General features: G+C 72.0%; 19 protein-coding genes and 2 pseudogenes. 9 read left to right on the top strand and 12 right to left on the bottom strand.

The window, feature by feature from the left end:
* Positions 1 to 273: 273 nt before the first annotated feature.
* Entirely contained in the window at positions 274 to 951 is a 678-nt protein-coding gene (locus QSK45_RS12360; protein WP_285556084.1) for a TetR/AcrR family transcriptional regulator, read from the bottom strand.
* Between the two features lie 101 nt (positions 952 to 1,052).
* Between QSK45_RS12360 and QSK45_RS12355 the strand changes: the two genes are divergently transcribed.
* Positions 1,053 to 1,439, top strand: a complete 387-nt coding sequence (locus QSK45_RS12355; RefSeq protein ID WP_285556081.1) for a nuclear transport factor 2 family protein — start codon at positions 1,053 to 1,055, stop codon at positions 1,437 to 1,439.
* Positions 1,440 to 2,366: 927 nt separating this feature from the next.
* On the opposite strand, the gene QSK45_RS12350 is transcribed toward QSK45_RS12355, so the two are convergent.
* Positions 2,367 to 2,654, bottom strand: coding sequence for a hypothetical protein (locus QSK45_RS12350; RefSeq protein WP_285556079.1), 288 nt, complete (start codon positions 2,652 to 2,654; stop codon positions 2,367 to 2,369).
* A 500-nt stretch (positions 2,655 to 3,154) separates the two neighbouring features.
* Here QSK45_RS12350 and QSK45_RS12345 point away from each other — a divergent pair, with 500 nt between their 5' ends.
* From QSK45_RS12345 to QSK45_RS12335, 3 genes are all read left to right on the top strand, one after another.
* Entirely contained in the window at positions 3,155 to 3,613 is a 459-nt protein-coding gene (locus QSK45_RS12345) for an Hsp20/alpha crystallin family protein (RefSeq protein WP_285556077.1), read from the top strand.
* Positions 3,614 to 3,762: 149 nt separating this feature from the next.
* Positions 3,763 to 4,428 (top strand): CBS domain-containing protein, encoded by a 666-nt coding sequence (locus tag QSK45_RS12340; RefSeq protein ID WP_285556075.1) that lies wholly within the window; start codon positions 3,763 to 3,765, stop codon positions 4,426 to 4,428.
* 241 nt (positions 4,429 to 4,669) lie between these two features.
* Positions 4,670 to 6,160, top strand: coding sequence for an AAA family ATPase (locus QSK45_RS12335; RefSeq protein ID WP_285556072.1), 1,491 nt, complete (start codon positions 4,670 to 4,672; stop codon positions 6,158 to 6,160).
* A gap of 90 nt (positions 6,161 to 6,250) precedes the next feature.
* Here the strand turns inward: QSK45_RS12335 and QSK45_RS12330 are convergent, their stop codons facing one another.
* The 5 genes from QSK45_RS12330 to acsA form a co-directional block, all read right to left on the bottom strand.
* Complete coding sequence (locus QSK45_RS12330; protein ID WP_285556070.1) at positions 6,251 to 6,496, bottom strand: acyl carrier protein; 246 nt, start codon at positions 6,494 to 6,496, stop codon at positions 6,251 to 6,253.
* Positions 6,493 to 7,827: a dihydrolipoamide acetyltransferase family protein gene (locus tag QSK45_RS12325; protein ID WP_285556069.1), complete on the bottom strand. Its 1,335-nt coding sequence runs from the start codon at positions 7,825 to 7,827 to the stop codon at positions 6,493 to 6,495. The genes QSK45_RS12330 and QSK45_RS12325 overlap by 4 nt, the downstream gene beginning before the upstream one ends.
* Before the next feature lie 3 nt (positions 7,828 to 7,830).
* Positions 7,831 to 8,778, bottom strand: a complete 948-nt coding sequence (locus QSK45_RS12320; RefSeq protein ID WP_490993559.1) for an alpha-ketoacid dehydrogenase subunit beta — start codon at positions 8,776 to 8,778, stop codon at positions 7,831 to 7,833.
* A gap of 55 nt (positions 8,779 to 8,833) precedes the next feature.
* The gene (pdhA, locus tag QSK45_RS12315; protein WP_490993558.1) at positions 8,834 to 9,766 is read right to left on the bottom strand and encodes a pyruvate dehydrogenase (acetyl-transferring) E1 component subunit alpha; all 933 of its coding nucleotides are present in this window, start codon (positions 9,764 to 9,766) and stop codon (positions 8,834 to 8,836) included.
* A 143-nt stretch (positions 9,767 to 9,909) separates the two neighbouring features.
* The gene (gene acsA / locus QSK45_RS12310) at positions 9,910 to 11,700 is read right to left on the bottom strand and encodes an acetate--CoA ligase (RefSeq protein WP_285556062.1); all 1,791 of its coding nucleotides are present in this window, start codon (positions 11,698 to 11,700) and stop codon (positions 9,910 to 9,912) included.
* Between the two features lie 312 nt (positions 11,701 to 12,012).
* Here acsA and sigK point away from each other — a divergent pair.
* Positions 12,013 to 12,595 (top strand): annotated as a pseudogene (gene sigK, locus QSK45_RS12305) (ECF RNA polymerase sigma factor SigK).
* 3 nt (positions 12,596 to 12,598) lie between these two features.
* On the opposite strand, the pseudogene QSK45_RS12300 reads toward sigK, so the two are convergent.
* Positions 12,599 to 13,417, bottom strand: a pseudogene (locus tag QSK45_RS12300) (molybdopterin-binding oxidoreductase); the annotation flags it as partial.
* Positions 13,418 to 13,597: 180 nt separating this feature from the next.
* Between QSK45_RS12300 and QSK45_RS12295 the strand changes: the two are divergent.
* The 3 genes from QSK45_RS12295 (at position 13,598) to QSK45_RS12285 (ending at position 19,663) form a co-directional block, all read left to right on the top strand.
* Positions 13,598 to 14,113 (top strand): NUDIX hydrolase, encoded by a 516-nt coding sequence (locus QSK45_RS12295; protein ID WP_285556056.1) that lies wholly within the window; start codon positions 13,598 to 13,600, stop codon positions 14,111 to 14,113.
* Between the two features lie 142 nt (positions 14,114 to 14,255).
* Entirely contained in the window at positions 14,256 to 15,935 is a 1,680-nt protein-coding gene (locus tag QSK45_RS12290) for a serine/threonine-protein kinase (protein WP_285556054.1), read from the top strand.
* Positions 15,936 to 16,165: 230 nt separating this feature from the next.
* Positions 16,166 to 19,663 (top strand): hypothetical protein, encoded by a 3,498-nt coding sequence (locus QSK45_RS12285; RefSeq protein ID WP_285556053.1) that lies wholly within the window; start codon positions 16,166 to 16,168, stop codon positions 19,661 to 19,663.
* 789 nt (positions 19,664 to 20,452) lie between these two features.
* Here the strand turns inward: QSK45_RS12285 and QSK45_RS12280 are convergent.
* From QSK45_RS12280 to QSK45_RS12270, 3 genes are all read right to left on the bottom strand, one after another.
* Entirely contained in the window at positions 20,453 to 21,256 is an 804-nt protein-coding gene (locus QSK45_RS12280) for a hypothetical protein (RefSeq protein ID WP_285556050.1), read from the bottom strand.
* A 449-nt stretch (positions 21,257 to 21,705) separates the two neighbouring features.
* On the bottom strand, positions 21,706 to 22,284 hold the full coding sequence (locus tag QSK45_RS12275) for a GNAT family N-acetyltransferase (RefSeq protein ID WP_285556048.1): 579 nt from the start codon (positions 22,282 to 22,284) through the stop codon (positions 21,706 to 21,708).
* 498 nt (positions 22,285 to 22,782) lie between these two features.
* Positions 22,783 to 23,220 carry a copper-binding protein gene (locus QSK45_RS12270; RefSeq protein ID WP_285556044.1) on the bottom strand — a complete coding sequence of 146 codons (438 nt, stop codon included), beginning with the start codon at positions 23,218 to 23,220 and terminating at the stop codon, positions 22,783 to 22,785.
* A gap of 373 nt (positions 23,221 to 23,593) precedes the next feature.
* On the opposite strand from QSK45_RS12270, the gene QSK45_RS12265 reads away from it, so the two are divergent.
* Positions 23,594 to 23,965 carry a hypothetical protein gene (locus tag QSK45_RS12265; RefSeq protein WP_285556042.1) on the top strand — a complete coding sequence of 124 codons (372 nt, stop codon included), beginning with the start codon at positions 23,594 to 23,596 and terminating at the stop codon, positions 23,963 to 23,965.
* A 518-nt stretch (positions 23,966 to 24,483) separates the two neighbouring features.
* Here QSK45_RS12265 and QSK45_RS12260 read toward each other — a convergent pair.
* Positions 24,484 to 25,026, bottom strand: coding sequence for a hypothetical protein (locus QSK45_RS12260; RefSeq protein ID WP_285556040.1), 543 nt, complete (start codon positions 25,024 to 25,026; stop codon positions 24,484 to 24,486).
* Positions 25,027 to 25,239: the final 213 nt, after the last annotated feature.

Here is a 25,239-nt window from a genome sequence, read left to right as displayed (position 1 = left end):
AGTTCGAGGGAGAGCACGCCGTGGACGCGGGTCCGGAAGGGAAGGGAGCGGTGGGGGCCGACAGCGGGGCCGGGTGCCGCGCGGCCCGGTACCGGCGCCCGTCCCCCGCAGCGGTGACGGCTGGTCGGCAGGGGGCTGTCTGGCGGTGCGGGCGTCGAGCAGGGCGGTCGTGATCTCCTGGGCGATCCGGGTGCCCGACTCGCCCGTCGGGCGACGTGAAGGTGATCGGAACGCCTTCGGCACGGCACCACGACGCGCTGCGCCACCCGGACGTCACCCCGCTCGACCACCACGCCGGGAACGTGAGGGCCCGCGCGCGGGCGCCGGCTCCGGGAGGTGGCCCGTACCGAGGTTCCGGACCGGGTCCGGCGTCGCAGGGGCGACACACCCGGAGTCGTACAGCTCGGCGACGAGGCCGCGTGCGTAGTCCTCGTCCGTTTCCGGGATCGAGAACACCACCCGGAAATACAGGGGTGCGACCACGTGTTCCAGCACCCGCTCCAGCGGGGGTGCCGCCTCGCCCCGCCGGGCCGCGGCCTCCAGGGCGGCGTGGAACCGGGTGCTGACCCGCTCCAGGCACTCGCGCAACCCGGCCCGTCGTTCATCCACGTCCGGTGCGACTTCGGCACGGAAGAACGCCACGCCTCCCGGCCGGGACAGGTCGGTGAGCGTCCACACAGCGGCCCGTTCGAGGTCCTTGCGCAGATCACCGACCAGCTCCGGCGTCCCCTCCTCCTGGCGCCGGGCGGCCACGTCCGCCAGGAGGGCGGAGACCGTCCCCCAACGGCGGTAGAGGGAACTGGGGTTGACGCCGGCGCGGCGCGCCACGGCGGGAATGGTCACCTTCTCGGATCCGACCTCCTGCACCAGGTCCACGGTCGCCCGGTGCACGGCGGCGCGTACGCGGGCGCTCCGGCCACCGGGGCGGCTGTCTTTGCTTTTGACGGGCATCCCTCCACCTTAAAGCATTGGTTTGCGCTTTAGCGAGCGGGCCACCTAGAGTACTTAAAGCGGAGTTCGTCGCTTTAAGCATCACCTCAAGGAGATACCCGATGGCCCAGTACGAGGTCCAGCACCAGCTCGGCAAGACGTTCCACGCCTGTCTCACCGCCCGTGACTGGGAAGGCATCCGGAACCTGCTCACCGACGACGCCACCTGGACGCTCCCCGGTGACAACACCGTCTCCGGTACGGCGGAAGGCGCGGAGGCGGTCGTCGAGCGGGCGAAAAAGATCGCCTCCTACGGTCTCCGCTTCGAACTGCTGCACATCCTGGTCAGCGCGGAGAACATGGCCCTGTCCCTGCACAACACCGCCCGCCGGGGCGAGGTCCGGCTGGACGAGCACCTCTCCACCGTCTGCCGCCTTCGTGGCGGCAGGATCGCGAGCATCGAGACGTACCTGTCCGATGTCCCTGGCATGAACGCGTTCTTCGTCTGAGCAGCGCTGCTCAGACGTCACCGGGCACACGTCCGCCCGCCGGCCAGGCCGTCCCCGGCCGACGTCCGAGGGGCCCCGGCCGGGGAGGGCCTCCACCGCTCGACGGAAGGCGCGACCGACAGCGCAACCGGCGGGCGCAACCGTTGTTGCAACCTCGTAACCCTGGTCGACCGAGCCGTCCGGTCGCGCCGCCGGACAGCTCCCCCGGCATCAGGTGCTCCGGCGGCGGATGTCGCGGACCCTGACCGGCGTCTGGTCGCGGCCGTCGTCCGGCTCCGGCGGCACTCCTCGGGCCCGGTGACATCACCTCGGGTCATCCGCTCGACAGGGGGCAGCCATGCCGGGCCCGGAGGTCAGCGGCCCTCTGCGAGGCCGCGAGGAACAAGGGGGACGCCGCCCGTCGGCATGCGGAGATCGTCCGGTTCCCGCTGTTCGAAGCCGGGTCCGCCGGACCGGAGTTCCATCATCTGGTGCGGGCGCCGGAGGCTTGTCGCCCGCACCAGGTCCGCTGCGGGCTCGCCACCTCGCGCGGCCCGGTCGCGGGGCGGGGCCGGCTGCCCCTGGCCTGGACCCGGGCGACCGGCTGCCAGAGGGCCTCGAATCCGCCCGCGTCACCGCAACCGCAACCGCAACCGCAACCGCAACCGCAACCGCAACAAGCGGATGTGCGCAGGGGACCAGGCTCATAACCCCCGCGGCGTCTCCGGCCACCGGCCCGCCGGGACCGAAGCGCCGGATCACGCCCTCGAACCGCTGTCGCAGCCGCTCCGGGTGCGGGTCGTACTCCCCGGTCGGCAGGTGTCGTTCGACGAACTTCCCGTCCTCGTCAGGTGGTCGCAGGTCGCGTCACGCGGTGGGTCGCCGGTCCAGGCCCCGCCGCGAGGCGTTTGCCGCAGACCGATCACGACCTCCATACGCGCCCGAAGATCAGGCGAGACCACGATGGGCGGCCCACAACGCCCCGGCACGGCCGGCAGCTTCGGAGACCAGGGCCGCCAGTTCGGGTCTGTCGGGCACCGGGAACGAGACGTATGCGCCGCGACCGCCACCGACCGGTCTGCCGTAGGCCTTCACGGCGAGATGACCGTCCGGGAGGAGCCGGACGTTGAGCGTGGTCAGCGTGAACGCTTCGCCGCGTCGGGTGTCCGTCCAGCGGAGCGGCTGCGGGATCACGACGTTGATCGCCAGAGCGCTTACTTCCGGATCGCTGCTCATGCACGGATGATCTCACGCGAGTCGCCGCAGGCGGCCGCCCCCGCCCGGAAGGGGCCCGACGGCATCGGCCCGTGCCTCCCGGACCGGGCGGATGCGGAACCTTCGGCGCCGCGTCCGTGCCGGGTCTGGTGTCGAGGCCGCGCTGCGGCCGAGTGCGCGGAAGCCGTAGGCGAAGCTGTCGTCGAGGCAGCCGCCGGTCGCCGTGTCTCCGAAGTGTTCGACCGCACGGGTGCTCGACATCTACATCGAGTAACCGGCTCGGCTGTCCGGCGTTCCCACTGCTGATCCCGGCTCGGCGTCCGTGAGGGCGGCCGTTCCGCCGCGGGACGGACGGCCCCGTCCGCCCTTCGCACGGCCTGAGGTCGTCGGCCGTCACAGCGCGCCCTCCCACGGCGACCGCGCCGTGCGGGTGCGAGTCGCAGACCGGGCGGCCTCCGCTCATGATGGAGAGCGAGGGAGTCACATGGCTTTCGGAGTTCACATCCGCGGAGGTGAGCCTCATGACTCTGCCCGCACGACACCGGCACGGCCACCTGCTGGAGCGGGCCTACCCGCCGCTGGCCGCCGAGTTCGACGAGTTCTTCGAACGGATGAACCGGTTCCTGGAGTCCGCCGCCCCGTCCTGGACGGAGTCCATGGCCTGGGCGCCGCTGGCCGACCTGAGCGAGACCGACGATGCCTACAAGATCGAGTGCGAACTGCCCGGCATCAAGCGCGAGGACATCAACGTCGAGGTCAGCGGACGGGAACTGCACATCACCGGGGAGCTGAAGGAGCGCGAACGGGAAGGCGTCCTGCGCCGCACCACACGCCGCTCCGGACAGTTCGAGTACCGGGCTCTGCTGCCCACCGACGTCAGGACGGAGGACGTGCACGCCACCCTTGCCGACGGCATCCTCACCGTCGCCGTCCCCAAGGCTCAGGCGGCCAAGCCCCATCACATCGAGATCGAGGGCTGAACCACCGCGTCCGCAGGGACGCGATCGACGGGTCGGACGGCTGCCTTCGCGCCTCGGGTCCTCCCCCGGTGACGGCGTTCGGTGAGGCCGGAGCAGGAGGCGCGAGCCGGCGTCCGCGCGACGCGCGCACGCAGGAAGGAACTGTCACGATGTCCGCCCAGCACAGCACCGTCAGCGAAGTGATGACACGCGATGTCGTCACCATCGGCCCTGACACCCCGTTCAAGGAGATCACCTCCGTCCTGACCACCCACGGCATCAGCGCCGTACCCGTGGCCGACGCACGTGGTGCGCCCATGGGACTGGTCTCCGAAGCCGACCTGCTCCGCAAGCAGACCGAGCAGCCCAAGGGGGACGGCGAGCGGGAAGTACCCGCCGGATGGCCGCACGAGAGGGCCAAGGCGCGTGCGGAGAACGCCGCCGGGCTGATGACCACACCCGTGGTCACCGCGCACGCCGACTGGCCGGTCGCCCAGGCGGCCCGGACGATGGACCATCACCGGGTCAGGCGGCTGGTGGTCGTGGACGAGACCGACCGGATCATCGGCATCGTCAGCCGCTCGGACCTGCTGCGCGTCTTCCTGCGCCCTGACGACGAGATCCGCGAGGAGATCCGCGACGACGTACTGAGGGGGATGCTGCGACTGGGCGGCACGGAAGTACAGGTCCATGTTCACGACGGTGTCGTCACCCTGCGCGGCGAGGTCGAGAACCGCAGCACCGCCCAGATCGCCGAACGACTCGCCAACGGCGTGGACGGGGTCGTCACCGTCAGGCCGCTGATCGACTACGCCGTCGACGACAGGGTCGCGTAGGGCCGGCCGCCACCGCGGGGGTGCGTACCACCGACCGGCAGACTCGTTCGGCGCGCGGAACCGCAGGTCCACGACGGACGCGGGCACGGCGGACAGGAACTGACGGGCCGAGACGCCTCGGGCGACGGAGGCGGCGCCCTCAGGGCCTGACCTGCTGTCCGAGCGTGGCCGCTCCTGTCGCGGTGCGCGGCAATCGACGTTGTACTGGTGGCAGGAGCGCCGCCGAGCGAGGGGAGAAGTCGTGTCGCCGTCCGACGTTTCCCGTCCCGCGAAGCCGAAGACGGTCTTCGACCGCGACGCCGAGTGGGACGCGCTCGTCGCGTTCGCCGGTGACACCCGGCCCGGACCCGGCCTCGGCGTGGTGTCGGGACGGCTGCGGCAGGGCAAGACGTACCTCCTGAAGACTCTCACCGCAGCCCTGGGCGGCTTCTACTTCGGAGCGCAGTCGGCGACCCAGGCCGAGTCCCTGCGTCGGCTCGCCGACGAAGTGTCCCAGTTCACGGGCACGAGGCCGGCGAGCCCCTGGCACGACTGGGGGGAGGCCGTCGACGCGTTGCTCGCGCTGGGAGACCGGCGGCCGGTCCCGATCGTCATCGACGAGTTCCCCGACCTCGTACGGCAGAGTCCCCCGCTGCCCTCCGCCATCCACAGCGCCTACCGGCGTCTGCGCGAGACGGACCCCGGCAACCGCGCCCGCCTGGTGCTGAGCGGCAGCACCCTGCCGGTGATGCACCGACTGTTCAGCGCGGCCTCACCGCTGCGCGAGCTGACCGACCTGCAACTCACCCTCCGCCCGCTGGACTACCGTCAGGCCGCGCGGCTGTGGGACATCGACGATCCCCGCCTCGCGCTGCTGGTCCATGCCGTCGTCGGCGGAACGCCCGCTTACTGGGGCTACGGCGGGGAACGCGCGCCCGGCGGGCCGGACGACTTCGACGCCTGGGTGTGCACAACGGTGCTCAACCCCCGGACTCCCTTGTTCCTCGAGGCACATCACCTGCTGCAGGAGGAGACCGACCACTGGGACCGCGCACTGTGCCACTCCGCACTCGCCGCCATCGCCTCGGGCTGCTCGACACAGGGCGAGATCGCGGAGCACCTCGGCGCTCCGCTCACCGATGCCGCCCGCTGTCTGGCGCTGTTGCGGGACAACGGTCTGCTGCACGGCGAGCCCGACGCCTTCCGTCCGAACCTGGTCCGGCTGCGCATCACCGAACCGCTGCTGGCCTTCGAGCACGCTGCCGTCTGGTCCCGTCGCCCGGCGCTGGAGCAGCAGGGCGGCGACGAGGTCTGGCGGCGCATGCGTCCCGTCTTCGACTCCGCTGTGGTCGGCCCCCATTTCGCGCGGATCTGCCGGGACTGGGTCATGGACTTCGCCGACCCGGCTGTCTTCGGCGCGCGGCCCGCGACGGCCGCCTACGGATCGCTCCCCGACCCGACGCGCCGTGCCGGCCCCGACACGCAAGCGGAGGTGGTCGTACGCGGCCCGGCCGGCACACGTCCCTCGGCCCTGCTGTCCGTGGGTGCGGCGCGCTGGGACCAGGTCATGGACCTGCACCACCTGGAACAACTCCGTCACCTCCTCGACCTCCTCGCCGCCCACGGCGAGGACGTCGCCCACACCCGACCCGCCTGCTACAGCGGAGTCGGCTTCACGTCCGCGCTCCGCGCGGCCGAAGCCAACGGGCATGTCGTGCTCGTCGACCTCGACCGGCTGTACCGGGGGACGTAGCCCGGCAGCAGCCGCGACGAGAGCGGCACTCGGCGGTGATCCGGTTCAGCCGGAACCCGCTTGCCGTGCCGACCAGGGCAACGGCGCCCGTCACTCGGTGCGGGCGACGAGAAGGTCGGCGCTGCCGGAGAGCGTGGTGAGGCGGGGGGTGTCCTCGTCGTCGATGCGGACGCCGGTGCGTTCGCTGAGGATCTCGATGAAGCCGAGGAAGTCGAGCGAGTCCATTTCGAGGGCGTCCCTGAAGGGGTCGTCGAGCCCCAGCCCGGCCAGGTCGGCGTCGGGGACGGCCTGGGCGATCGACTCCTTGACCGCGTCGAGTGCCTCGGTTCGGTTCACAGCTGCTCCGGGTTGCGCAGGAGGTGGTCGACGGCCGTGAGGTAGTGCGCTCCGACGGCGCCGTCCGTCGCTCGGTGGTCTGCGGACAGGGTGGCCGTGACGACGGGCCGTACCCCCAGCAGGCCGTCGACCGCGCACGGCCGGTCGACAATCCGTCCGAAGCCGACCAGGGCGACTTGTGGCGGGTAGATGACGCCGAAGACCGTTTCCACGCCCTGATCACCGAGATTGGTGACCGTGATCGTGGGGTCGGACACTTCGGAGCCGCGCAGCCTGCCCGTGCGGGCGCGCGCGACCAGGTCCTTCAGGGCTGTCATCAGCTCCCCGAGTTCGAGGGCGTCGGCGTCGTGCAGGGCGGGGGCGACGAGACCTCCGCCGCGCAGGGACACGGCTACGCCGAGGTGTACGCCCTCGCCGGCGGTGAAACGGTCGTCGGCCCAGAAGCCGTTGAGCGAGGGCACCTCTCGGGCCGCCAGGGCGGCTGCCTTGAGCAGCAGGGCCGCAGGGAGTATCCGCTCGGCGACGGGGATGCGCCGGTTGTGTTCGTGGAGCCACTCCATCGCCGGGGCCATGTCGATCGTGGTGGACAGGTAGTAGTGCGGGATGTCCCGGTTGGCGCGGGTCATCAGGCCGGCGATCGCCCGGCGCATGGCTGCCGTCCGGTCCTCCGGAGGGTGCGCGGGACGCCCCGGGGCGGCGGGGTGCCGCGGGGGCGGGGCCTCGGGGCGGGGGGCCGCCTCGCGTACGTCCGCGGCACGGATGGCGAAGTCCCCGCCGGTGCCGGTCACCGTGGCCAGGTCGATGTCCCGTTCGGCGGCAAGCCGACGGGCAAGCGGGGTGGCCCGTACCCGCGCCCGCGCAGCCGCCGTCGTGGCGGCCGCCGCCTGCTCGACGTCGGTCCGGGTGAGGCGCCCCCCGGGCCCGGATCCCCGGACGGCCTCCAGATCGACGCCCGTCTGCTCCGCGAGGTGTCGGACCAGGGGGCCTGCCTCGATGTGCCCGCGGTCCTGGCCCGCGGTCGGCGCGGACACCGGGGCGGGCACGGGCCGGACCGGCGGTTCGTCCTCGGTCTTCCGGGGTTTCCCGGCGCCCTCCGCCGTCGGTTCGATCAGCGCGAGCGGCGTGCCGACCGGCACCGTCGTGCCCGGCTCGACGAGCAGCTCCCCCATCCTGCCGGTCTCGAAGCACTCCACTTCGATCGCGGACTTCGCGGTTTCGACGACAGCCACCGGATCGCCCTTGCGCACCACGTCACCGGGCTGTACGAGCCATTCCTGGAGCGTGCCCTCGTCCATGTCGGCGCCCAGGGAGGGCATGGTGAACTCGGCCATGGTTCAGTCCACCGCCCGGTGTGCGGCCGCGACGATGTCGGCGCTCTGCGGCAGAGCGGCTTCCTCCAGCCGCCGGGCGTAGGGAATGGGCACCTCCGCGCTGCACACCCGCTCGACGGGTGCGTCCAGTTCGTAGAACGACCGCTCGGCGATACGGGCGGACACCTCCGCGGCGAGACTTCCGGTGCGCCAGGCCTCGTCGACGAGCACCGCACGGTGGGTACGAGCCACGGAGGCGGCGACGGCCGCGTCGTCCAGGGGCCGGAGCGTACGCAGGTCGATCACCTCGGCGTCGACGCCCTCGGCGGCAAGTTCGTCCGCCGCGGCGAGGGCTTTGGGCAGCGAACCGCCGTACGTGATGAGGGAGATGTCGGTTCCGGGCCTGCGGATCGCGGCGTGGTCCAGGTCCACGGGGCGGGTGGGCGGGCGGAGTTCGCCGGCGAGTCCGTACAGGCTTCCGTGCTCGAAGATCAGGACCGGATCGGGGTCGGCGAGCGCCGGAGCCAGCATGTGGCGGGCGTCCTCGATGGTGGCGGGGGCGAGGACCCGGATGCCGGGGATGTGGGCGTACCAACCCTCAAGGCTGTGCGAGTGCTGGGCGGCGAGCTGCCGTCCGGCGCCCGTGGTCATCCGGATGACGATCGGCACGGGCAGCTGGCCCCCGGACATGTGCAGCAGGGTGGCGGCGTTGTTGAGGATCTGGTCCAGCGCCAGCAGGCTGAAGTTGACCGTCATGATCTCGACGATGGGCCGCATCCCGGCCAGGGCCGCGCCGATGCCGGCGCCCACGAACGCGGACTCCGACAGGGGGGTGTCGCGGACGCGTTCGGGGCCGAACTCCTCCAGGAGGCCGAAGCTGACGCCGAAGCATCCGCCGTAGCGGCCCACGTCCTCGCCCATGAGAAAGACGCGGTCGTCCGAGCGCAGGGCCTCCCGGATCGCCTCGCGCATCGCCTCCCGGTAGGTCGTCTTCGGCTCTGCCGTCCCGCTGGCGCCCACAGCCGACTCACCCTCCCTGCCGAGCACTGGTGACATGGCGGAGGAGGTTCTCGGCCGGCTCCTCGGGCGCCTTCTCGGCTGCTTCGACGGCGTGGTCGATCTCCTCGGTGATCCGTCGCTCGATCTGTTCGAGTTCCTCGTCGACCGGCTGGCCGTCCTCGCGCATGCGGTCCGTCAGCCGGTTGATCGGGTCCCGGGCCTTCCACTGTTCGACCTCCGCCTTGTCGCGGTAGCGGTCCGGGTCGTACATCGAGTGGGCGCGGAAGCGGTACGTGCGCAACTCCAGGAAGTGGGGTCCGGTGCCGGCGCGGATGCCTTCGACGGCCCGCCGTGCGGCCTGTTCGACGGCTTCGGCGTCCATGCCGTCCACGGCCCAGGCGGGCATGCCGTAGGAGGCGGCGCGCATGGCCAGGTCGGCCTGCGCGTGCTCGCGGGCGAGGGCTGTACCCATGGCGTACAGGTTGTTCTCGCAGGCGAGCAGCAACGGCAGATTCCACAGCGCGGCGAGGTTCGCCGTCTCGTGGAACTCGCCCTCGGCGAAGGCCCCGTCGCCGAAGAAGCAGCAGGTGACGTGGTTCTGCCCGCGCATGCGGCCGGCGAGGGCGAGACCCGCGGCCAGGGGGAGACCGCCGGCGACGATGGCGCTGCCGCCGTAGAAGCGGCGGCTCGCGTCGAACAGGTGCATGGATCCGCCCCGCCCTCCGCTGCACCCGGTCGTCTTGCCGTACATCTCGGCCATGACGGCCTCGGCCGTGATGCCGCGGGCCAGCGCGTGGCCGTGTTCGCGATAGGTGGAGACGACCGCGTCCTCGGGCGTCAGCACTTCGTTGACGCCGACGGCGACGGCCTCCTCGCCGATGTAGAGGTGGACGAAGCCCCGGATCTTCGCGGCGCTGTACAGCTCGACGCAGCGTTCCTCGAAGCGCCGGATGCGCAGCATCGCCTCCAGCAGGTCCGCCCGGTGCCGGGCAGCCGGCCGGCCGGCGGGAGGCACGGCCCGCGGAGCCCGACTGCTTCTCGCGCTCTTCTGCGCAGGCTTCGGGGCGGCCGTGGCCTGCCGGGTGCGTGCGGGTCGCGCCAGACTCATGCGGATCCCTCCAAGGTGGACAAGTCCCCTACGGGTAGCCCGAGTTCACGTGCACGCAGCAGCCGGCGCATGACCTTGCCGCTGCGGGTCCTGGGCAGGTTCTCGTCGAACGCGATCTCCCTGGGCGCGACCGCGGGACCCAGTCGTCGACGGGCGAAGGCCAGCAACTCCCGTTCCAGCTCCGCGGACGGCTCGATGCCGGGGCGCAGCGAGACGAACGCCTTGACCACGTTCCCGGCGACGGGGTCCGGCCGGCCGATCACTCCGGCCTCCGCGACCGCCGCGTGCTCCATCAGCGCGCTCTCCACCTCGAACGGGCCGATGAGGTGGCCCGCCGATTTGATGACGTCGTCGGCGCGGCCCACGAACCAGTACCAGCCGTCCGCATCCCGCCGCACCAGGTCGCCGGTCAGGTACCAGCCGTCGGCGAACGCGGCCTCGTAGCGCTCCTTGTCGTGCAGATAGCCGCGGAACATCGACGGCCAGCCAGGGCGCAGCGCCAACTCGCCACTGACATCGTGGCTTTCCACCTCCCGCACCTTGCCGTCCACGACCAGGGCGCGTCCGTCCTCGCCCTGCCGCAGCACAGCGGCCTCGATGCCCGGCAGGGGGCGTCCCATCGAGCCGACCCGGATGTCGCAGCCCGCGAAGTTCGCGATCATGATGCAGCCGGTCTCGGTCTGCCACCAGTTGTCGTGCACCGGCAGCCCCAGCACATCCCGGCCCCAGACCACGGCCTCGGGGTTGAGGGGTTCGCCGACGGAAGCGATGAAGCGCAGGGCCGACAGGTCGTAGGAGCGCGGCAGGTCGTACGGGCCCTCGCGCGGGGTCACGCGCATGAGCATCCGCAGAGCGGTGGGAGCGGTGTACCAGACGGTGACCTTCTGCTCACCGAGGATGCGGTACCAACGCCGGGCCTCGTAGTCGCCCTCGTCGACGACCACCGTCACGCCGTGGACGAGCGGGGCGATGACGCCGTACGACATGCCGGTGACCCAGCCGGGGTCGGCGGTGCACCAGTACACGTCCTCGGGGTGCAGGTCCAGCGCGTACGCGGCCGTGGCGTAATGGGCGACCACCGCCTCGTGGACGTGGACGGCGCCCTTGGGAGTGCCCGTGGTGCCACTGGTGAAGTGCACCAGGGCCATGTCCTCGGGCGCGGTCGGCGGGATCGTGAAGGTGTCCGGGGCGGCGGACATCAGCTCGTCGAAGGAGACCGTGCCGGGCAGGTCCGCGGCACCGGGCCCGACGATCACCACGTGTTCCAGCCCGGTCAGCGATCTCCGGCGCTCGGCCACCTTGCGGTGGTAGAGGGTCGCGGTGGTGACCAGGACCTTGGCGTCGCCCAGGCGCAATCGCTGTTCCACCGGGTCCGGCCCGAAGGCGGGGAAGAGCGGGCACAGCACGCCGGCGTTCTTCAGCGTGCCCAGCACCACGGTGTAGAGCTCGGGGCATCGACCGAGCAGGGTGAACACGCGGTCGCCACGGCCGACGCCGAGCGACCGCAGGACGTTCGCGAAGCGGGACGTACGACGAGCCAGTTCCCCGTACGTGACGGTCGAGACGGTGTCGTCCCGGGAGACGCACCGCAGGGCGGGCTTGTCCGCGCGGCCCTGCCCCGTATGCCTGTCGACCGCCTCGTACGCGATGTTCAGACCGCCGCCCGGCAGACCAGCCAGCGCGCCGCGCGCCTGTGACCAGGTGAAATCGGAGCGAGCCTGTTCGTAGTCGGTGAGGTGCGGCGTCACAGGCGGTGCAGCCTCCTTGCGGATCGTCTCCCTCGGCATGAGGCGCTCCTCCCGACACCTGGCCTACGTCTTCAGAATCGCCGAGCCCCTCCCGGACCGCATCGCGACAGGAGTCGGCGACGACCGCGGGTGTGGGTGACGAGCCGGGATACGGGGAGGCGTCCCGCGCCACCAGCCGTGATCACGGTCTCCCCGGGCACCGGCACGCTGCGCCCGTGCCCGGCGACGGCGCGTGGATCGTCCCGGGAGGCGCCGTATGCTGCCCGCCCTTCGCACGCGACCAATCCGCGGCTCGCGTGGCCCCGGAATACCCGGGAATGTTCCGCCCTGCCACGCCAACGGGAGAAACCAGTGAAGGAACCTGTGCATATCGGCACGAGCCCAGCCGCGAAACCTGACGTCCAGCACCTGCTGCACGAGGTGGCCCTGGGTGATCAGGAGGCCTTCGCGGCGGTCTACAACGCCGTGGCCAGCTCCGGCCTCGGGGTCGCTCGGGCGGTCCTGCGCGACCAGGCGCAGTCGGAGGACGTGGCGCAGGAGGTGCTGGTGGAGGTGTGGCGCACGGCCCCGCGCTACCGGCCCGAGCGTGGCACCGCCATCAACTGGATCCTCACCCTCGCTCACCGGGGCGGTTGACCGGGTCCGGTCGGTGGAGGCCGCGGCGGCCCGCGACACCAAGGCCGCTCTGCTCGAACACCGGCCGGCCTACGACGAGGTGACCGAGCAGGTCGAGAGCCGACTGGAGCAGGAGCAGGTGCGGCGCTGCCTGCGTACCCTGACCGAGCTGCAACGTCGGTCGGTCACTCTGGCGTACTACCGCGGCCTGACCTACCGGGAGGTCGCCGAGGCGCTCGCGCTGCCGCTCGGCACGGTCAAGACCGGGCTGCGCGACGGACTCATCCGGCTCCGTGACTGCCTGGGGGTGACCGCATGACCTCGTGGCCGGACGGCGTACGCCCTCGCCGTGGATACGCAGCCGCCAGCCGGTGACGTCCACCCTGGGTACCACCAGTGCGGTGTCCACCCGGTAGAAGTCGGCGTTCGGCGTGACGAAGGGGCTGGTTCCCGGGACGCGCGGTCCGGCCCTCCGGGGTACCGGTTGCGCCGGTGACCCGGGACGCGGCAGCACGGCCTTGCTGCGTGAGGCGATCGCGCCCTGGCCGTGCGAGGCGTTCAGTGACCGGCCGACCGCGCCCACCGCGGCGGAGGCCGCCGCGGCAGAGGTGGCCGCGAGGACGAATCCCCGCCGGTCCCGTCCTCCGGATGCGGGCGGACCCTTTCCCGCTTCCTCGGCGGACGACCCGGGCGCCGGCGCCGGTGACCGCGTGACCGCGGTCAGGCGGCCCGTCAGAACGTACAGAAGCAGAGCCCCCGCAGCGGCCCCCACGACGGAGGGCAACGCGTCGGTGACGGCGGTGGAGTCGGGGCGGCTGACGGCGGCCACCGCCCCGACGGCCCCGAGGAGAAGGACCCCGGCGGCTCCGGCCCGCCGGGAACGCACCGCCGACATACCCAGAGTCAGTGCGAGTACGGCCGACACGGCGAGGATGCCGAACTGCTGTGCGAGCTTGTCGTTGCCGCCGAAGTGGCGGATCGCCCAGTCCTTGACCGGCGCGGGCGTCGCGTCGATGGACGCCCCACCCACCGCGATGACCGGACCGGCCTGCGGCCGCAGCGCCGCCGCGACCAGCTCGGCCACCGCCAGCGACGCGAAGCCGGCCAGCACCAATCCACCACGCGTTCCGCGACGGATCAACCAGTTCAACGCCGACGGCAACCGCCGTCCCCGCGCAGGTCTTCGACTCGCGGCTTCCGCCCCGGTGACTGGTTGGTCCGACGCGGGCGGTCGGAGAGTCAGCGGGATTCGTCGGCAGTTAGGTTCGGGGCGTCCAAGGGACACCACGACACCTCGCCCGCCAAAGGAGAGACACCCTCGATGACTTCTGCCGAGCCGTTCACCCGTGTCAAGATCCGCGTCGCCGCAGCCCTGTTCAACGGCGAGGAGATCGCCCTGATCCACCGCACCAAGGACGGCCAGGACCAGTACACCCTGCCAGGGGGCAACGTCGAACCCGGCGAACCCATCCAGCGGGCCCTCGCGCGCGAACTCGACGAAGAGCTGGGTCTGGATCTCACGGATGCGACCGGTGTCCCGCATCTGACCTGGATCCAGGACGCCATGATCACCCGCCCCGGCTCCACCCCGCCCCGTAAACTCCACCTCGTCTTCCGCGTGCACATCGACAAGCCCACCCGTGCCCGTCTGCGCACCGTCGAGCACGACGACACCGCCGGCGCCGGCCACCTCGTCTGGAGCCACTACAAGGACACGGACGACAAGGCACTGTTTCCACCGGTTCCGCTCGCCGCGCTGGCCACTCCCACCGCACCGCTCGATGCCGCCGTGGCCCTCCTTCCGGCCCTCGACGACACCAATTACCGCTGGATCTGATCCCCATGGACCATGACGGAGCCCGTCCGACGACGTCTTTGTGAAACCGCCGATGAGACCGTCACCGTCTGCGGTCATATCCGCCTCTGCGATCGGCTTTATGCTGGCGGGCCACGATCGACCGCCGGCGAAGGGACGGGGCGTGGTGGAGCGGATCCTCGATGGCAGGTACGAGATGAGGCGCCTGCTTGGCCGAGGCGGGATGGGCGAGGTGTGGGAGGCGTACGACCGGGCCCTGCGCCGTCCCGTAGCCGTCAAGCTGATTTCAGCCCTGGCCGGGAGAAATGCGGGGGCCGGTGAAGTGCGTGACCGTTTCCTCAGGGAGGCGCGGTTCACTGCCCGGCTGCAGCATCCGGGCATCGTCACGGTGCACGACCTCGGTGAAGCCACGATCGCGGATCAGCCCACACCGTTCGTGGTCATGGAACTGGTGCGCGGCGAGGGGTTGGACACGCGGCTGCGTGGGACCCCGGTGCCCCTCGAAGCCGCCGCCCGCTGGGGTGAACGGATCTGCCGCGCGCTCGCTGCCGCCCACCAGGCGGGCATCGTGCACCGGGACATCAAGCCCGGCAACATAATGATCACTGGGCAGGAGCGTTTGGTAGTGCTCGACTTCGGCATCGCAAGCGCCTTCAACAGCTCCGCGACGGTCTCCCGGCTGACACCCACCGGAGCCGTGTTCGGCACCCCGCGGTACATGGCCCCGGAACAGGCCCGAGGCCGTCCGGAACCGGCCAGCGACCTGTACTCGGTCGGCTGTCTGCTGTTCGAGATGGTCACCGGTCGGCTGCCGTTCGATGCTCCCGATGCGGTCGGCTTCCTCTTGGCCCACCTGAACGACGCGCCGCCCGCCCCCAGCACCCTGTCACCTGATCTTCCCGAGCAGTGGAACCGACTGATCATCTCCCTGCTGACCAAGAACCCCAGGCACCGTCCCTCTTCGGCCACCCAAGTCGCCGACAGGCTGCGGCTACTCCAGCACGGCCACGGTTCCGAGGCACGCGAACGAGGCTCGGCAGCGTACGTCCCAACCGAAGCAGACCGATCACGCCAGGACGGAGGACCGGACGAGGGGCGTTCGATCACATGGGAGGAACGCCCTCGCGCAGGCACCGGACACCCTGGCAGGAACGCGACCGACGAGCTACTCGCACGGGCCCTTGGACCGGTCAGAGCGCTCATCCGGCAGATCGCGGCCCTGGGGCAGGACGGCGAGAACTCGCGCAAGCACGAGCTTCTGAAGCTGGCCGCCGTCCACCGACCCCCAAGGGATTGCCTGCTGATCCTCGACGCCCTGCGGGACCGGGAACAGGACGCGGTGGCCTTTCGGGAACTCCTGGCCACGGAACGTCCGGCTGAAAAGACGGCAGCGCTGGTCGCCGCCCTCGAAGACCCCGGCAATCGGCACTCGGATGTCGACGTCGGGCGCGAACTCTCCGACTTGCTGATCGCTGTCAGGGAACGCCCGTGGACGGAGCTCCGGCAGCTGTTCGAAGCCCTGGCCAGAAACCACCAGCACGCTGTCATCACGCGCATCCTGGACGAGACGCACGGCACGGTTCTCAGCGACAGCGAGAAACGGAGCGCCACCTATCTCCGGGTCATGGTGGCCGCCCATCACGCAGGACTGACCGATCATGTCAAGGACCGGCTGAGCGCCCTCAAACCCCCCTATCTCCTCGCGGCCCGCCGCCGACTGGAACATGCCCTCAACCACAGCGACACCGCACTTCCGGTCAAAACCCTCCGCCTCTTCGTCGAGTATCTTCCCAACCCCGAGCCAGGAGGCCGGTTCCGCTGGTGGCAAGGCCGTCGCCGCTGAAGCGTGAGCCGCGACGGGGTGCGCGGGATCAGGCTCCGCTGCCGTCATGTGAGGCGGTGCGACCACTCGTCCACCACGTCGTCGGGTTGGTCGAGAGCGGGAGCGCATTCCACCAACGGATCGCCGCACCGAGGCGCCGTGGTGCGGCGATCCGTCGACCACGGCCGCTCCCCAGGTCTGAGACGCGAAGCCCCGAGGCGGACGCCGGTGCCGTGTCTACCATGGCGACCATGACGAAAACGCAGGTGGGGGCGGCCGGGCGGCTGCTGCGCGAGATGGTCGCCGCCGGTCGGGACACGGAAGGCGCGAGCACCAGGAGTGGTGCCGCGCTGCGGGCGGTGGAGGGGGCGCGGCCCGCGCGCTCCGTGGCGGCCAAGGTCGCCGCCGCGGGTGGAGTCGACGACGAGACGGCCGCGCTCCTCCGTGAGCTGACGAGGCGCCACCTCGGTGCGGACGCCGGCCGCTGGTGCGGGCTTCACGACGCGCTGGCCGGGCACCGCGGCAGTCTGCCCGAGCTGCTCGCCGCACCGCCGGTGCCGTCGACGCCCGACGACGCGCTCCGTCCTCCGGCTCCCCGCAGTGTCCACCGCACGCTCGGCCTGCTCCTCGAACACGCGGAGCCGCAGCATGCCGCCGCCGCGTTCGCCGCGCTGCCCGAGCGGGTGACGACGGAGCTTCTCGCCGGCGGGGCTCTGCCGGGGGCCGCCCTCCTCACCGCCGTCGTCCACCACGGTGACACCCGCACCCGGGCAGCCCTGGCCCGCCATCCCCGGCTCGACACCCGGGTCCTCGCCCGGCTGGTGGCGGTCGGCGACGCCCAGGTCGCCGCGGCCGTCTATCGCAACCCGCGCACCACCCAGTCCCTGCGCCGCACCATCGCCGAGCGGCTCGACACCGTGCCGCTGGACGACGCGTTGCGCGCCGAGCTGACGGCGCCGCACGGCCAGGTCCCGCGCACCTGGCTCGCCCCGCTGCTCGGCTCGGGCGACCCGCAGCTCGTGGTGCCGGCACTGCGGTGGGGCGCGCGCCAAGTCGCCCAGCAGTACGCCCTGCTGAGGATCTGGGAGCGCAGCGGCCCGGACGCGGTACACGCCCTGCTCGACGACCCCGCCGCAGCCCCTTGGCTCAGCCGGTCCGTCGTGGACACGGTCCTCGCGGCCCTGGCCGCCCCGGACAACGACGGGCCGCGCCGACTGCGCGCGCAGGGCGAGCCGTACGCGGACCCCGGCCGGCTGCCCGCGCTGCTCGCCACAGCCCGGGGCACCAGCACCCTGCGTCACCTGCTGTCCGAGCCGTACACCCATGATCTCGGCGCCCTCGCCGCGGCCCATGCCGCGACCCCGTTCATGCCCAAGGCCTGCGAGGAGCTGGCCCGCCACGAGGCGGCGAGCGATGCGCAGCGCCACGCGTTCCGGCTGAGCGTCCTCAACGAGCCGTGGCGGGCCGGGGGCCGTCGTGCGGGGAACACCACCCCGCCCGCGCGGCGCCTCGCGGAGGAGGAACTCGACGGGAGCGCCGCCGTCTGGGCGGAGGGCATGGCGGCGGCGGGGCTTCTCGACCCGGTCGAGCTGATCGGCACCGCGCGCCCTGCCGCCCGCGCCCTGGCCGCGCTCGCTCGCCTCGCGGAACGGGATCTGCTGGGCGCCGCGGCGCTCGCCGAGCTGCGCGCGCTGACGGAGGCGCATCTGGACGAACAGGAGCGAGCCTGGGCGGCGCTCGATGTCCTGCTGCCCGAACACCGGGGAACGGTCGCGGAGCTGATAGCCGAGGCGGGCAAAGCCGCGGCTGAGGCCGTCGCCGAGCCCGAACCGGCGGCCGAGCCCGTCACCCCGGCATCGGAACCCGCGCCCCGGGTGTCCCGCAACCGGAGCGACCGTGTGCACGCTCTGGCCGCGCTCGACCTGCTGTACTCCCTCGCCCCGGACGGTGCGCCCCGGCCGAGGGATCCCCGGGTGCTGCGCGCGCTGACCGAGTACGAGCCGGCGACCGCGCCCGGCCTCGCCCTCCCCCGCTGGTTCGCCGCCGCCTGCGCCCTCCAGGACATCCCCCTGCCCGGGAACGGTCTCGCGTACGAGGCGCCCAGCCTCGCTCAGGTGCGCGCGCGGCTCCCCGAGACGTACGGATCCGGCGCGCAGCACACCGAACGCGCTTACGTCCAGGGCGTGTTGTCCTCCGGCGAACTCCTCACCCTGCTGCCCGCGCGGCGCCTTCTCCTGCTGCCCCACGACTGGAGGCGACTCGCGTTCGCCGACGCCTGGCGGACCGCGCTCGCCCGTCGACTGCGCGCCGAACTCGGCACCGACCCCGACGCCTGGCTCCGCCTGGCCGCGACCGTGACGGCGTCCGAAGCCGCCTCGGAGGGGCTGACCTGGGCGGCGTTGGTGGAGCGCGCACAGTCCGGAGACGGCCCGACGGCGAGCGCGGGAACGTCCCTCGGCGGCACCAGGCCGCGCACCCCCGACGAGGCGATCAGGCTTCTGGAGCGCGGTGATCATCTGTGGGCATGGCCGGAGGGCACCCTGCTCTGCCTCGCCGACGCGGAGGTGGTCGACGCCGTACTTCCCCGGCTCGGCCCCGACGGACCCTGGCTGCTCGCCGCGTACCTGCTGCGCTACGACCGCACCCCGCGCGCCGCCCTCGCCCGGCTGCTCGCGGACCGCGACCACGACGCGCTGCGCGTCCTCGCCGCCCAGTCCCGCTGGCTGGAGCGGAGCGCGGTGGAAGGCCTCGTCGACCTCGACGACACCGAGGTCGACCTCGCCCTGCTGCGGCACTGGACACCCCGTCCCGCCGTCCACCGGATCGTGACCCGGTCGCGGCCCGGCACCGGGCGGCCGTCCCTGGGTGCCCGGGTACTGGCCGACTGGCGTGCCGAGGGCTCCGCCTGGCCGGCCGGCGGTCTGGTGTGGCTGCGCTCCGCCGAACCCGACCTCGTGGAGGAGCTGCTGGAAAAAGCAGGCCGGCGACTTGGCCTCGGGCATCAACTGCTCGGCTGCTTGCGACTGTTGGAACACGGCGGTGCCGGCCGGCTGGCGCGGCTCGCGGGGCGGGACGTGCTGGGGCCCTCCGCCGCCACCGTATGCGCGAAGGCCCTGGCGTCCGCCGACCCCGCGGACGTCCTTCGCGCCCGGCTCGACCGCGAGGTGGCGCCGGACAAGCTCGTCCGGAAGCTGCGGCGTGCCCAGAGCGCCGCGCGCGCACGTGACCTCGTCGAATCCCTTCCGCCGGGCGAGCCCGTGGACTGGGCCGCTCTGGAAGCCGCCCATGCCCAGGACCCGCTCCCGTACTGGGAGGACCTCGTCCGCCTGGACGGCGTACCCGAGGACGTGGGGCTGCGGCATGCGGCGCTGCTGCCCGAGCCGGGCCCCGACGGTCTGCCCGGCGGCGCGCGCCTCACTCGGGAGCGGGCCCGGCACGGTCTGGGCGGCCTGTTCCACTGCGCGCCGTCCACCCAGATGGACGGGCTGCTCAGGGCTGGGCTCCTCGACGGCCCGGACCTGGTGCGCCTCGCAGCCCCGGCAGCGCGGCTGCTCGCCTACCTGGGCGGCGCCGCCCGCCGCACGGACGCCCCACCCGAGACCGCCGAGGCCCTCACCGTCCTGGCGGATCTCGTGCGCTCCGGCCTCGGCACGGACCCGGTGGCCTGGCGCCGGGTCGCCGAGCGACTGACCGGCCTCGACCCCGACTGGGACCCGGTCTCGCCGGTGGAGGCGCTGCTCGCCGGCTGACAGCGCTTCGTCGGGAGCTGCCGGAGGGCGCGTGACGGGGTGACTGGTGGTCGTTCCGTCCGGTGTGGGGCGGGGTGATCCGGCGGACGCGGGGCGAGGCGACCCTCGCCATCGTCCGGTCCGGGCAGCCCTCGGTATCGGCGTCGGCCTGGGCGGCCCGCAGGATCCTTTTCTGGTCTGCCGGGCCACCAGCAGGCGGCCGGTGCTGCGGACGGCCTCCGCGATTCCCCGGGTGGCGGAGTCGGCCCGCTCGTCATCGGGACGTCGAGGGGCTGGGCCGCCCTCCCCGGGGACCGGCCACGACGATTCGTCCCGCGGGTGAGGGCGGGCGGTGTCCGCCCGCCCTACCGATCACCGCGCGCAGGCCGGCGACGGGCCGCGGATGCTCCCGGTGCTGGAGAAGCGTCGGTGTGCCGGGCCCGGCCGACGGGCACGTTCGCACTCGTCCGGAGACCAGCCGCCTCAGCGGCGGCCATGGCCGCGGCTCCCGCCGAAGGCGCCGCCGTCTGCGAGGCCGGCAGCTCAAGCACACCACGCCCGAGCGCCCCGACCAGCAGGTCCGTCGGCAGGAGCGCGGCAGCAGGGCCGGTGGGCCCGCAGGCTTCGACCGGGTCCGGTACGCCCGTGGAAACGAGGTCGAGCGAACGATCAACGCCCACAAAGGCTTCCCCGCCGTAGCGACCGGCTTCGACGAACGTGCTTGCGTCCTCCACGGCACGGTGATCGTCACCGCGGTCCGGCCGCGGCTCCGCTCCTGCCCCTTTCCGCTTCCTTCCGATTCGCCCCGGCCTACCGCAGGACGGGGCGGTTGGCGGACGCGTACTCGTCCGCGATGGTGAACACGCTGGCACAGTGCGGGCATTCGGCCTTGCCGAAGAGGTGGGCGATTCCGTCGGCGAGTGACTCCTGTCCGTCGCGGACGGCCGTCTCGTACATCCACCGGCCGGTGCCGGAGAGTTCCTCGGCGGACGCCGGCCGCAGGCCGCGACGGTCCACGTCGCCCAGGTGCCAGTCACGGATCGCCGAATAGCACCCGTGCTCGCCGATGGCGATCGTCACTTCCACGGCGCAGTGGGGGCAGGCCAGGTGGTAGAAGTCGTCCGTGAAGTCCCCGAGGACCGCACTCCAGTGGTACTCCCCCTTGGCCGCGAGCAGATCGAGGAAGGACGCGAGGTAGCCGGCGGGCCGCGATCGCAGGTGCCGGTCCAGCAGTTCGCGGAACTCCGCGATGGCGTCGGCGCGGTCCGCCAGCAGATCGTCGCAGCCATGGTGTCCTGCCGCGCGTCGCAGGATCGTGCCGGCCAGTCCACGCGCCCGTGCGCTCCGCGGGGCGAGACGCACCAGGCGCGGCAGGGCGGCGAAGCCGGCGGGGAAGACGAGGTCGTCTTCGAGGACCAGCCGGTATCCCAGTTCCTCCCATGCTTCGGCGTTGTCGTCGAACTCCACCCGCCCCAGGAGCGCGGGGACGCGCTCGACGTCCCCGTAGCAGTCGTGCATCAGCGTCCAGTTCACCACCTGGGCATTAAAGCGCCCCATGGCAGCCGGGGTGGACCGCGGCAGCGCGTCGTCGACGGCGGTGCACGTCGCCGCCACTTCGCGAGAAGGCCGGCCGGGTCGTGGCCCACAGCGGCGGACATCCGCTCCGGGAAGACCCCGCCCGACCAGCGGAACTCGGCATCCGCCGGATCGAGCGAGCGGCAGTGGCCGCTGGCCGGAGCGATCGTGCTCGGCGTGCGTCCGGGCCCACGGCCCGGCAGCGGCCGGCTGGTCACTCAGCCGGAGCGGTTGGGACTCCCGCAGCCGCCTTCATGGGACAGATCATCCGGCCGCGGTATCACTGAGCGGATCCGATCATCCGGCCGCGGTATCACTGAGCGGATCCGATCACCTGGTCACGGAACCGCTGGACGAGAAGGCGCCCAGCGCCCGGGACCGGGCGCCGAGATGCGGTTCTCGGCGTGGGCAGCATGAAGAGGGCGATCCCGTACGGATCGACGACACGACCGCGAACCCCGGCCGGGTGAGGCTCCGAGCCACGGAACTCAACGGGCGGGGACCGGCTCGGACGGCGGCTCCCACTCCCGCCTGATCAGCCCGTAGACCCACGAGTCGGAGACATCGCCGTTGACGACGCAGTCCTCCCGCAACGTCCCTTCCCGCACGAAGCCGAGCTTCTCCAGCACGCGGGCGGAAGCCACGTTGCGCGTGTCGGTCTCGGCTTGGACGCGATTGAGATCCAGCGTGTCGAACGCCCACCGCAGCAGAGCGCCTGCGGCCTCGGTCGCGTAGCCGTGGCCCCACGCCGCATCGCCGTAGCAGTAGCCGAGCGACGCGCTGCGGTAGTCCGGATTCCACTTGCTCAGGCTGCACCAGCCGAGGAACGCCCCGTCGGAGGCACGGTCCACCGCCAGCCGCGCCCCGGTGCCCTCCTGTGCCATCTGCCGGCAGGCCGTGATGAACTTCTCGGCGCGCGCGCGTTCGCTCCACGGTGGCGTGTCCCAGTAGCGCAGCACATAGCCGCTGCTGTGCAGTGCGAAGAGGTCGTTCGCATCCGCGTCTTCGAAGGCACGCAGACGAAGGCGAGCGGTGTGCAACGAGGGGGCGGGCAGCGATGTCCTCATGTTCCCCGTCCTGATCGGTGGCCGATCAATGTGACATCCGATGCGGGTCATCCGCAACGGGTTTTCTCCGCGGGCCGGCAGAACGACGTGTCCGCTCATCGGCGCGGCCGAGTGCTCCCGGAGGGCAGCGTTCGAGGTGATGCCCGGTCTGGCCTCTGGGTTGCGCCGAGCAGGCTGGGCGCGGCCCGCCGGAGGGGCTACGGCCGCGGCGAACACCGCCAGGTCGCCAGATGGGCGAGGCGGCCGGTGAGGAAGATCCGTCCGGGCCGCCTTGGCCCGAGCGCGGGCCGACCGCCTGCGAGCGCCCGCTGGACGGGTACGGCTACGCACACCGACCAGGCTCCGGTCGCACAGCCGCCCTTCGACCCGCCGGCCGCAGTGGCCCCCGACTGGTCCGCGGTCTGAACCGCGCATTCCTCGGCGGCTACCCGGACGGCATCGAGGAAGCGGCCTCCGGGCCGTCCTCGTCTCCGGGCCAGGCCGCCCTTCGTCATGGGTTCAGCGGACCTGGATGTGCTGGTCCATCCCCAGTTGCCGGTGCCCGTCGACCGGGCAGTACACGTCGTACGTGCCCTTCTTGAGGGACACCTTCAGCACTCCCTCCTGACCGCTTCGGATGCCGTGGGTGCCGGCGTCCTCCACGCCGGGCCCGTCCACCGACAGGGCGTGGGTGACCTTGCCGGCGTTCCGCGCGACGAAGGTGTAGGTGCCGGGTGTGAAGGACGACCGGGACAGCTTGAGCGCGTACTCCGTCTCGGTGACCGTCACACGCGTCCCCGTGGGAGTCCTGCCGGTCCCGGAACCGGCCGAGCCGCCCGCGTGACCGCCCCCGCCGGAGCAGGCGGCCAGGGCCAGAGCGGCGGCGACGGCCAGCGCCGCGGGGAGGAGTGTCGTGTTCCTGCCTCTGCCGCGGGTTGTCTGTGCCGAGATAGTCATGCGGCTCATCCCCTTCGGGGTATGCCCGCGTGCGGTCGGAACCGTCCCGTGTCCGCCACGGGCCTCCCTCCGAGAGGGATACGGATGAGGATGCCGTCGGGATTCCGGCAGTGGGCCATTGCCTGGCGGCCCTGGAGCGGCGACGTCCGCTCACGTCACGCGGGCGCAGCCCGACCCCAGGAATGCGTCCGGGGTGAAGGAGGAGCCCGGGAGTTCAGGAGGACCGGTGGTACGAGTCGGCGATCCCTCCGATCGGCCCCGCGGCGCGCGTCTCCGGGGGCCAACCAGACGAACGGGAGCCACGCAATCTCCGAGGGCGCCGGATACGTACAGGTAGTGCATATGCAGCAAGCCTGTTTAGGAGGCACGTACCATGCGTCTCTCAACGGCCACGATCGTCCCTCTGCTGGCAGTGGGAGTGGCGTTCACGGGGGCCGCGCCCGCTATGGCTGACCCGCAACCGGGCCCGCCTCCACCCGTCTCCAGCCCTGTGCCGCAGCCGGGAACGGATTCGGGATCCGACAACGGATTCGGGTTCGGCAACGTCCGGCCGGGCCACGGGTTCGGTGACCGCAACCACACCCACGTCTTCCGGCTGCACCGGCAGCACCGGTTCGAGGAGGAGTGCTTCTTCGTGCATCGGCACGTGGTCGTCCGGATCTTCCGGCATGATGACCGCGTGGTGATCATCAAGACGGTCGTTCCCGGCCACCTTGTATGCATCACCCCGTTCAGGGACTTCTGAGGAAATGCCGGCTCGGTGACCGCGAGCGAGACGGTCACCGAGTCGGCGCGGATGGTGCGCGAAAGGTGAAGCGCACGTCTGCGGAAACTTCGCCGTACCCGCGATCGGGGCGCTCCATCGTGTCCGGACGCTGCCCTCGGCCGCTCCCCCGCCGCGCCGGCGGCGTCGCCGAGAAAGCCGATGGTCCCGAGCGCCGTACGCTGGTCACGGATCGTCGCCGGCCGCTCGTCGTGCTCGGCATACGTCCGCCCCGGTACGGACGCCCCGGCCATCCGCCCGGCGTGGACGCCCCGGCCGAGCCGGGCGCAGGGAACGCGCACTGTCCCGGGATTCCCGAGTCGGGAGTGCGTCAGGGTCTTCGTCGGCGGCCTCGCGTAGGCCGGGATGACGGCGGCTCCGTGACGAGGCGGCGCTGGGACAGGTGAGCGCGGGCGTTTCAGCGGTTGGCTGCCACGATGCCGGTGGGCGCCGACCAGCGCGGAGAAGGGCTGCTGACGGTGGAAGCCGCCTGAAGTCGGCTATCCGAGACCGCTGTTGCCGGCCAGCCCTCCGGTGCGTGTGCGCGGGTCGGTGGCACGTACCCGTCTCTCCGGTCGAGTCCTCCTGCGCGGGCTGAGCAGTATCTCCTTCAGCTCGGCCCGCATCGCGTCCTCCAGCGCGGACAGCCCGCTGCTCAACCGCGCCGCCGTGCCGCTCTCCTCCACCTGCACGCGCCCGTCGCGGAGTCCGGTCTCCATAGCCTCGAACGCGGCCCGCACCTCGTCGAGGGCCAGTCGTACCGGTTCCGAGGCGATCAACGACGCCTCCACCGACCATTTCAGTGCCGATCGGCGCAGACCGTCGAGATCATCCGCGCCCGTGTCCGGGTCCAACAACGCCTCGCGCCACCGCCGGAAGACCACCAGCAGATCTCGAAACAGCGGCTTCTTGTCGGCAAGCCACCGCACCTGTTCCTGGTGGGTACGTTCCTCTCGCTGCATCCGCGTCTGCGCGCGCTGGGCGAGCCACGCTCCGGCGAACCCTGCGAGAGCGCCCACCGTCGTCCCGAGCAACCCAGTCAACGCAGCATCCACACCGCGCTTTTTATCACACGCCATCAGCGGCGATCCCGGGAACGAAAGCAGGCACGGCCGCCAAGAGGCGGTGCGCCGCCCGCCGCCCGCCGACCGCCCCCGAGAGCGGCTGGTGCCGCCGATCCGCGTGCCTGCGCGGGCAGTTCCACGCCGGTGTGCGGCCGGGCGAGGATCGACGGCGGCATCGGCACGTACGCGGAG

This window comes from Streptomyces hygroscopicus subsp. hygroscopicus (assembly GCF_030269125.1).
Lineage (GTDB): Bacteria > Actinomycetota > Actinomycetes > Streptomycetales > Streptomycetaceae > Streptomyces > Streptomyces hygroscopicus_C.
This window is presented reverse-complemented; position numbering and strand designations above follow the sequence as displayed.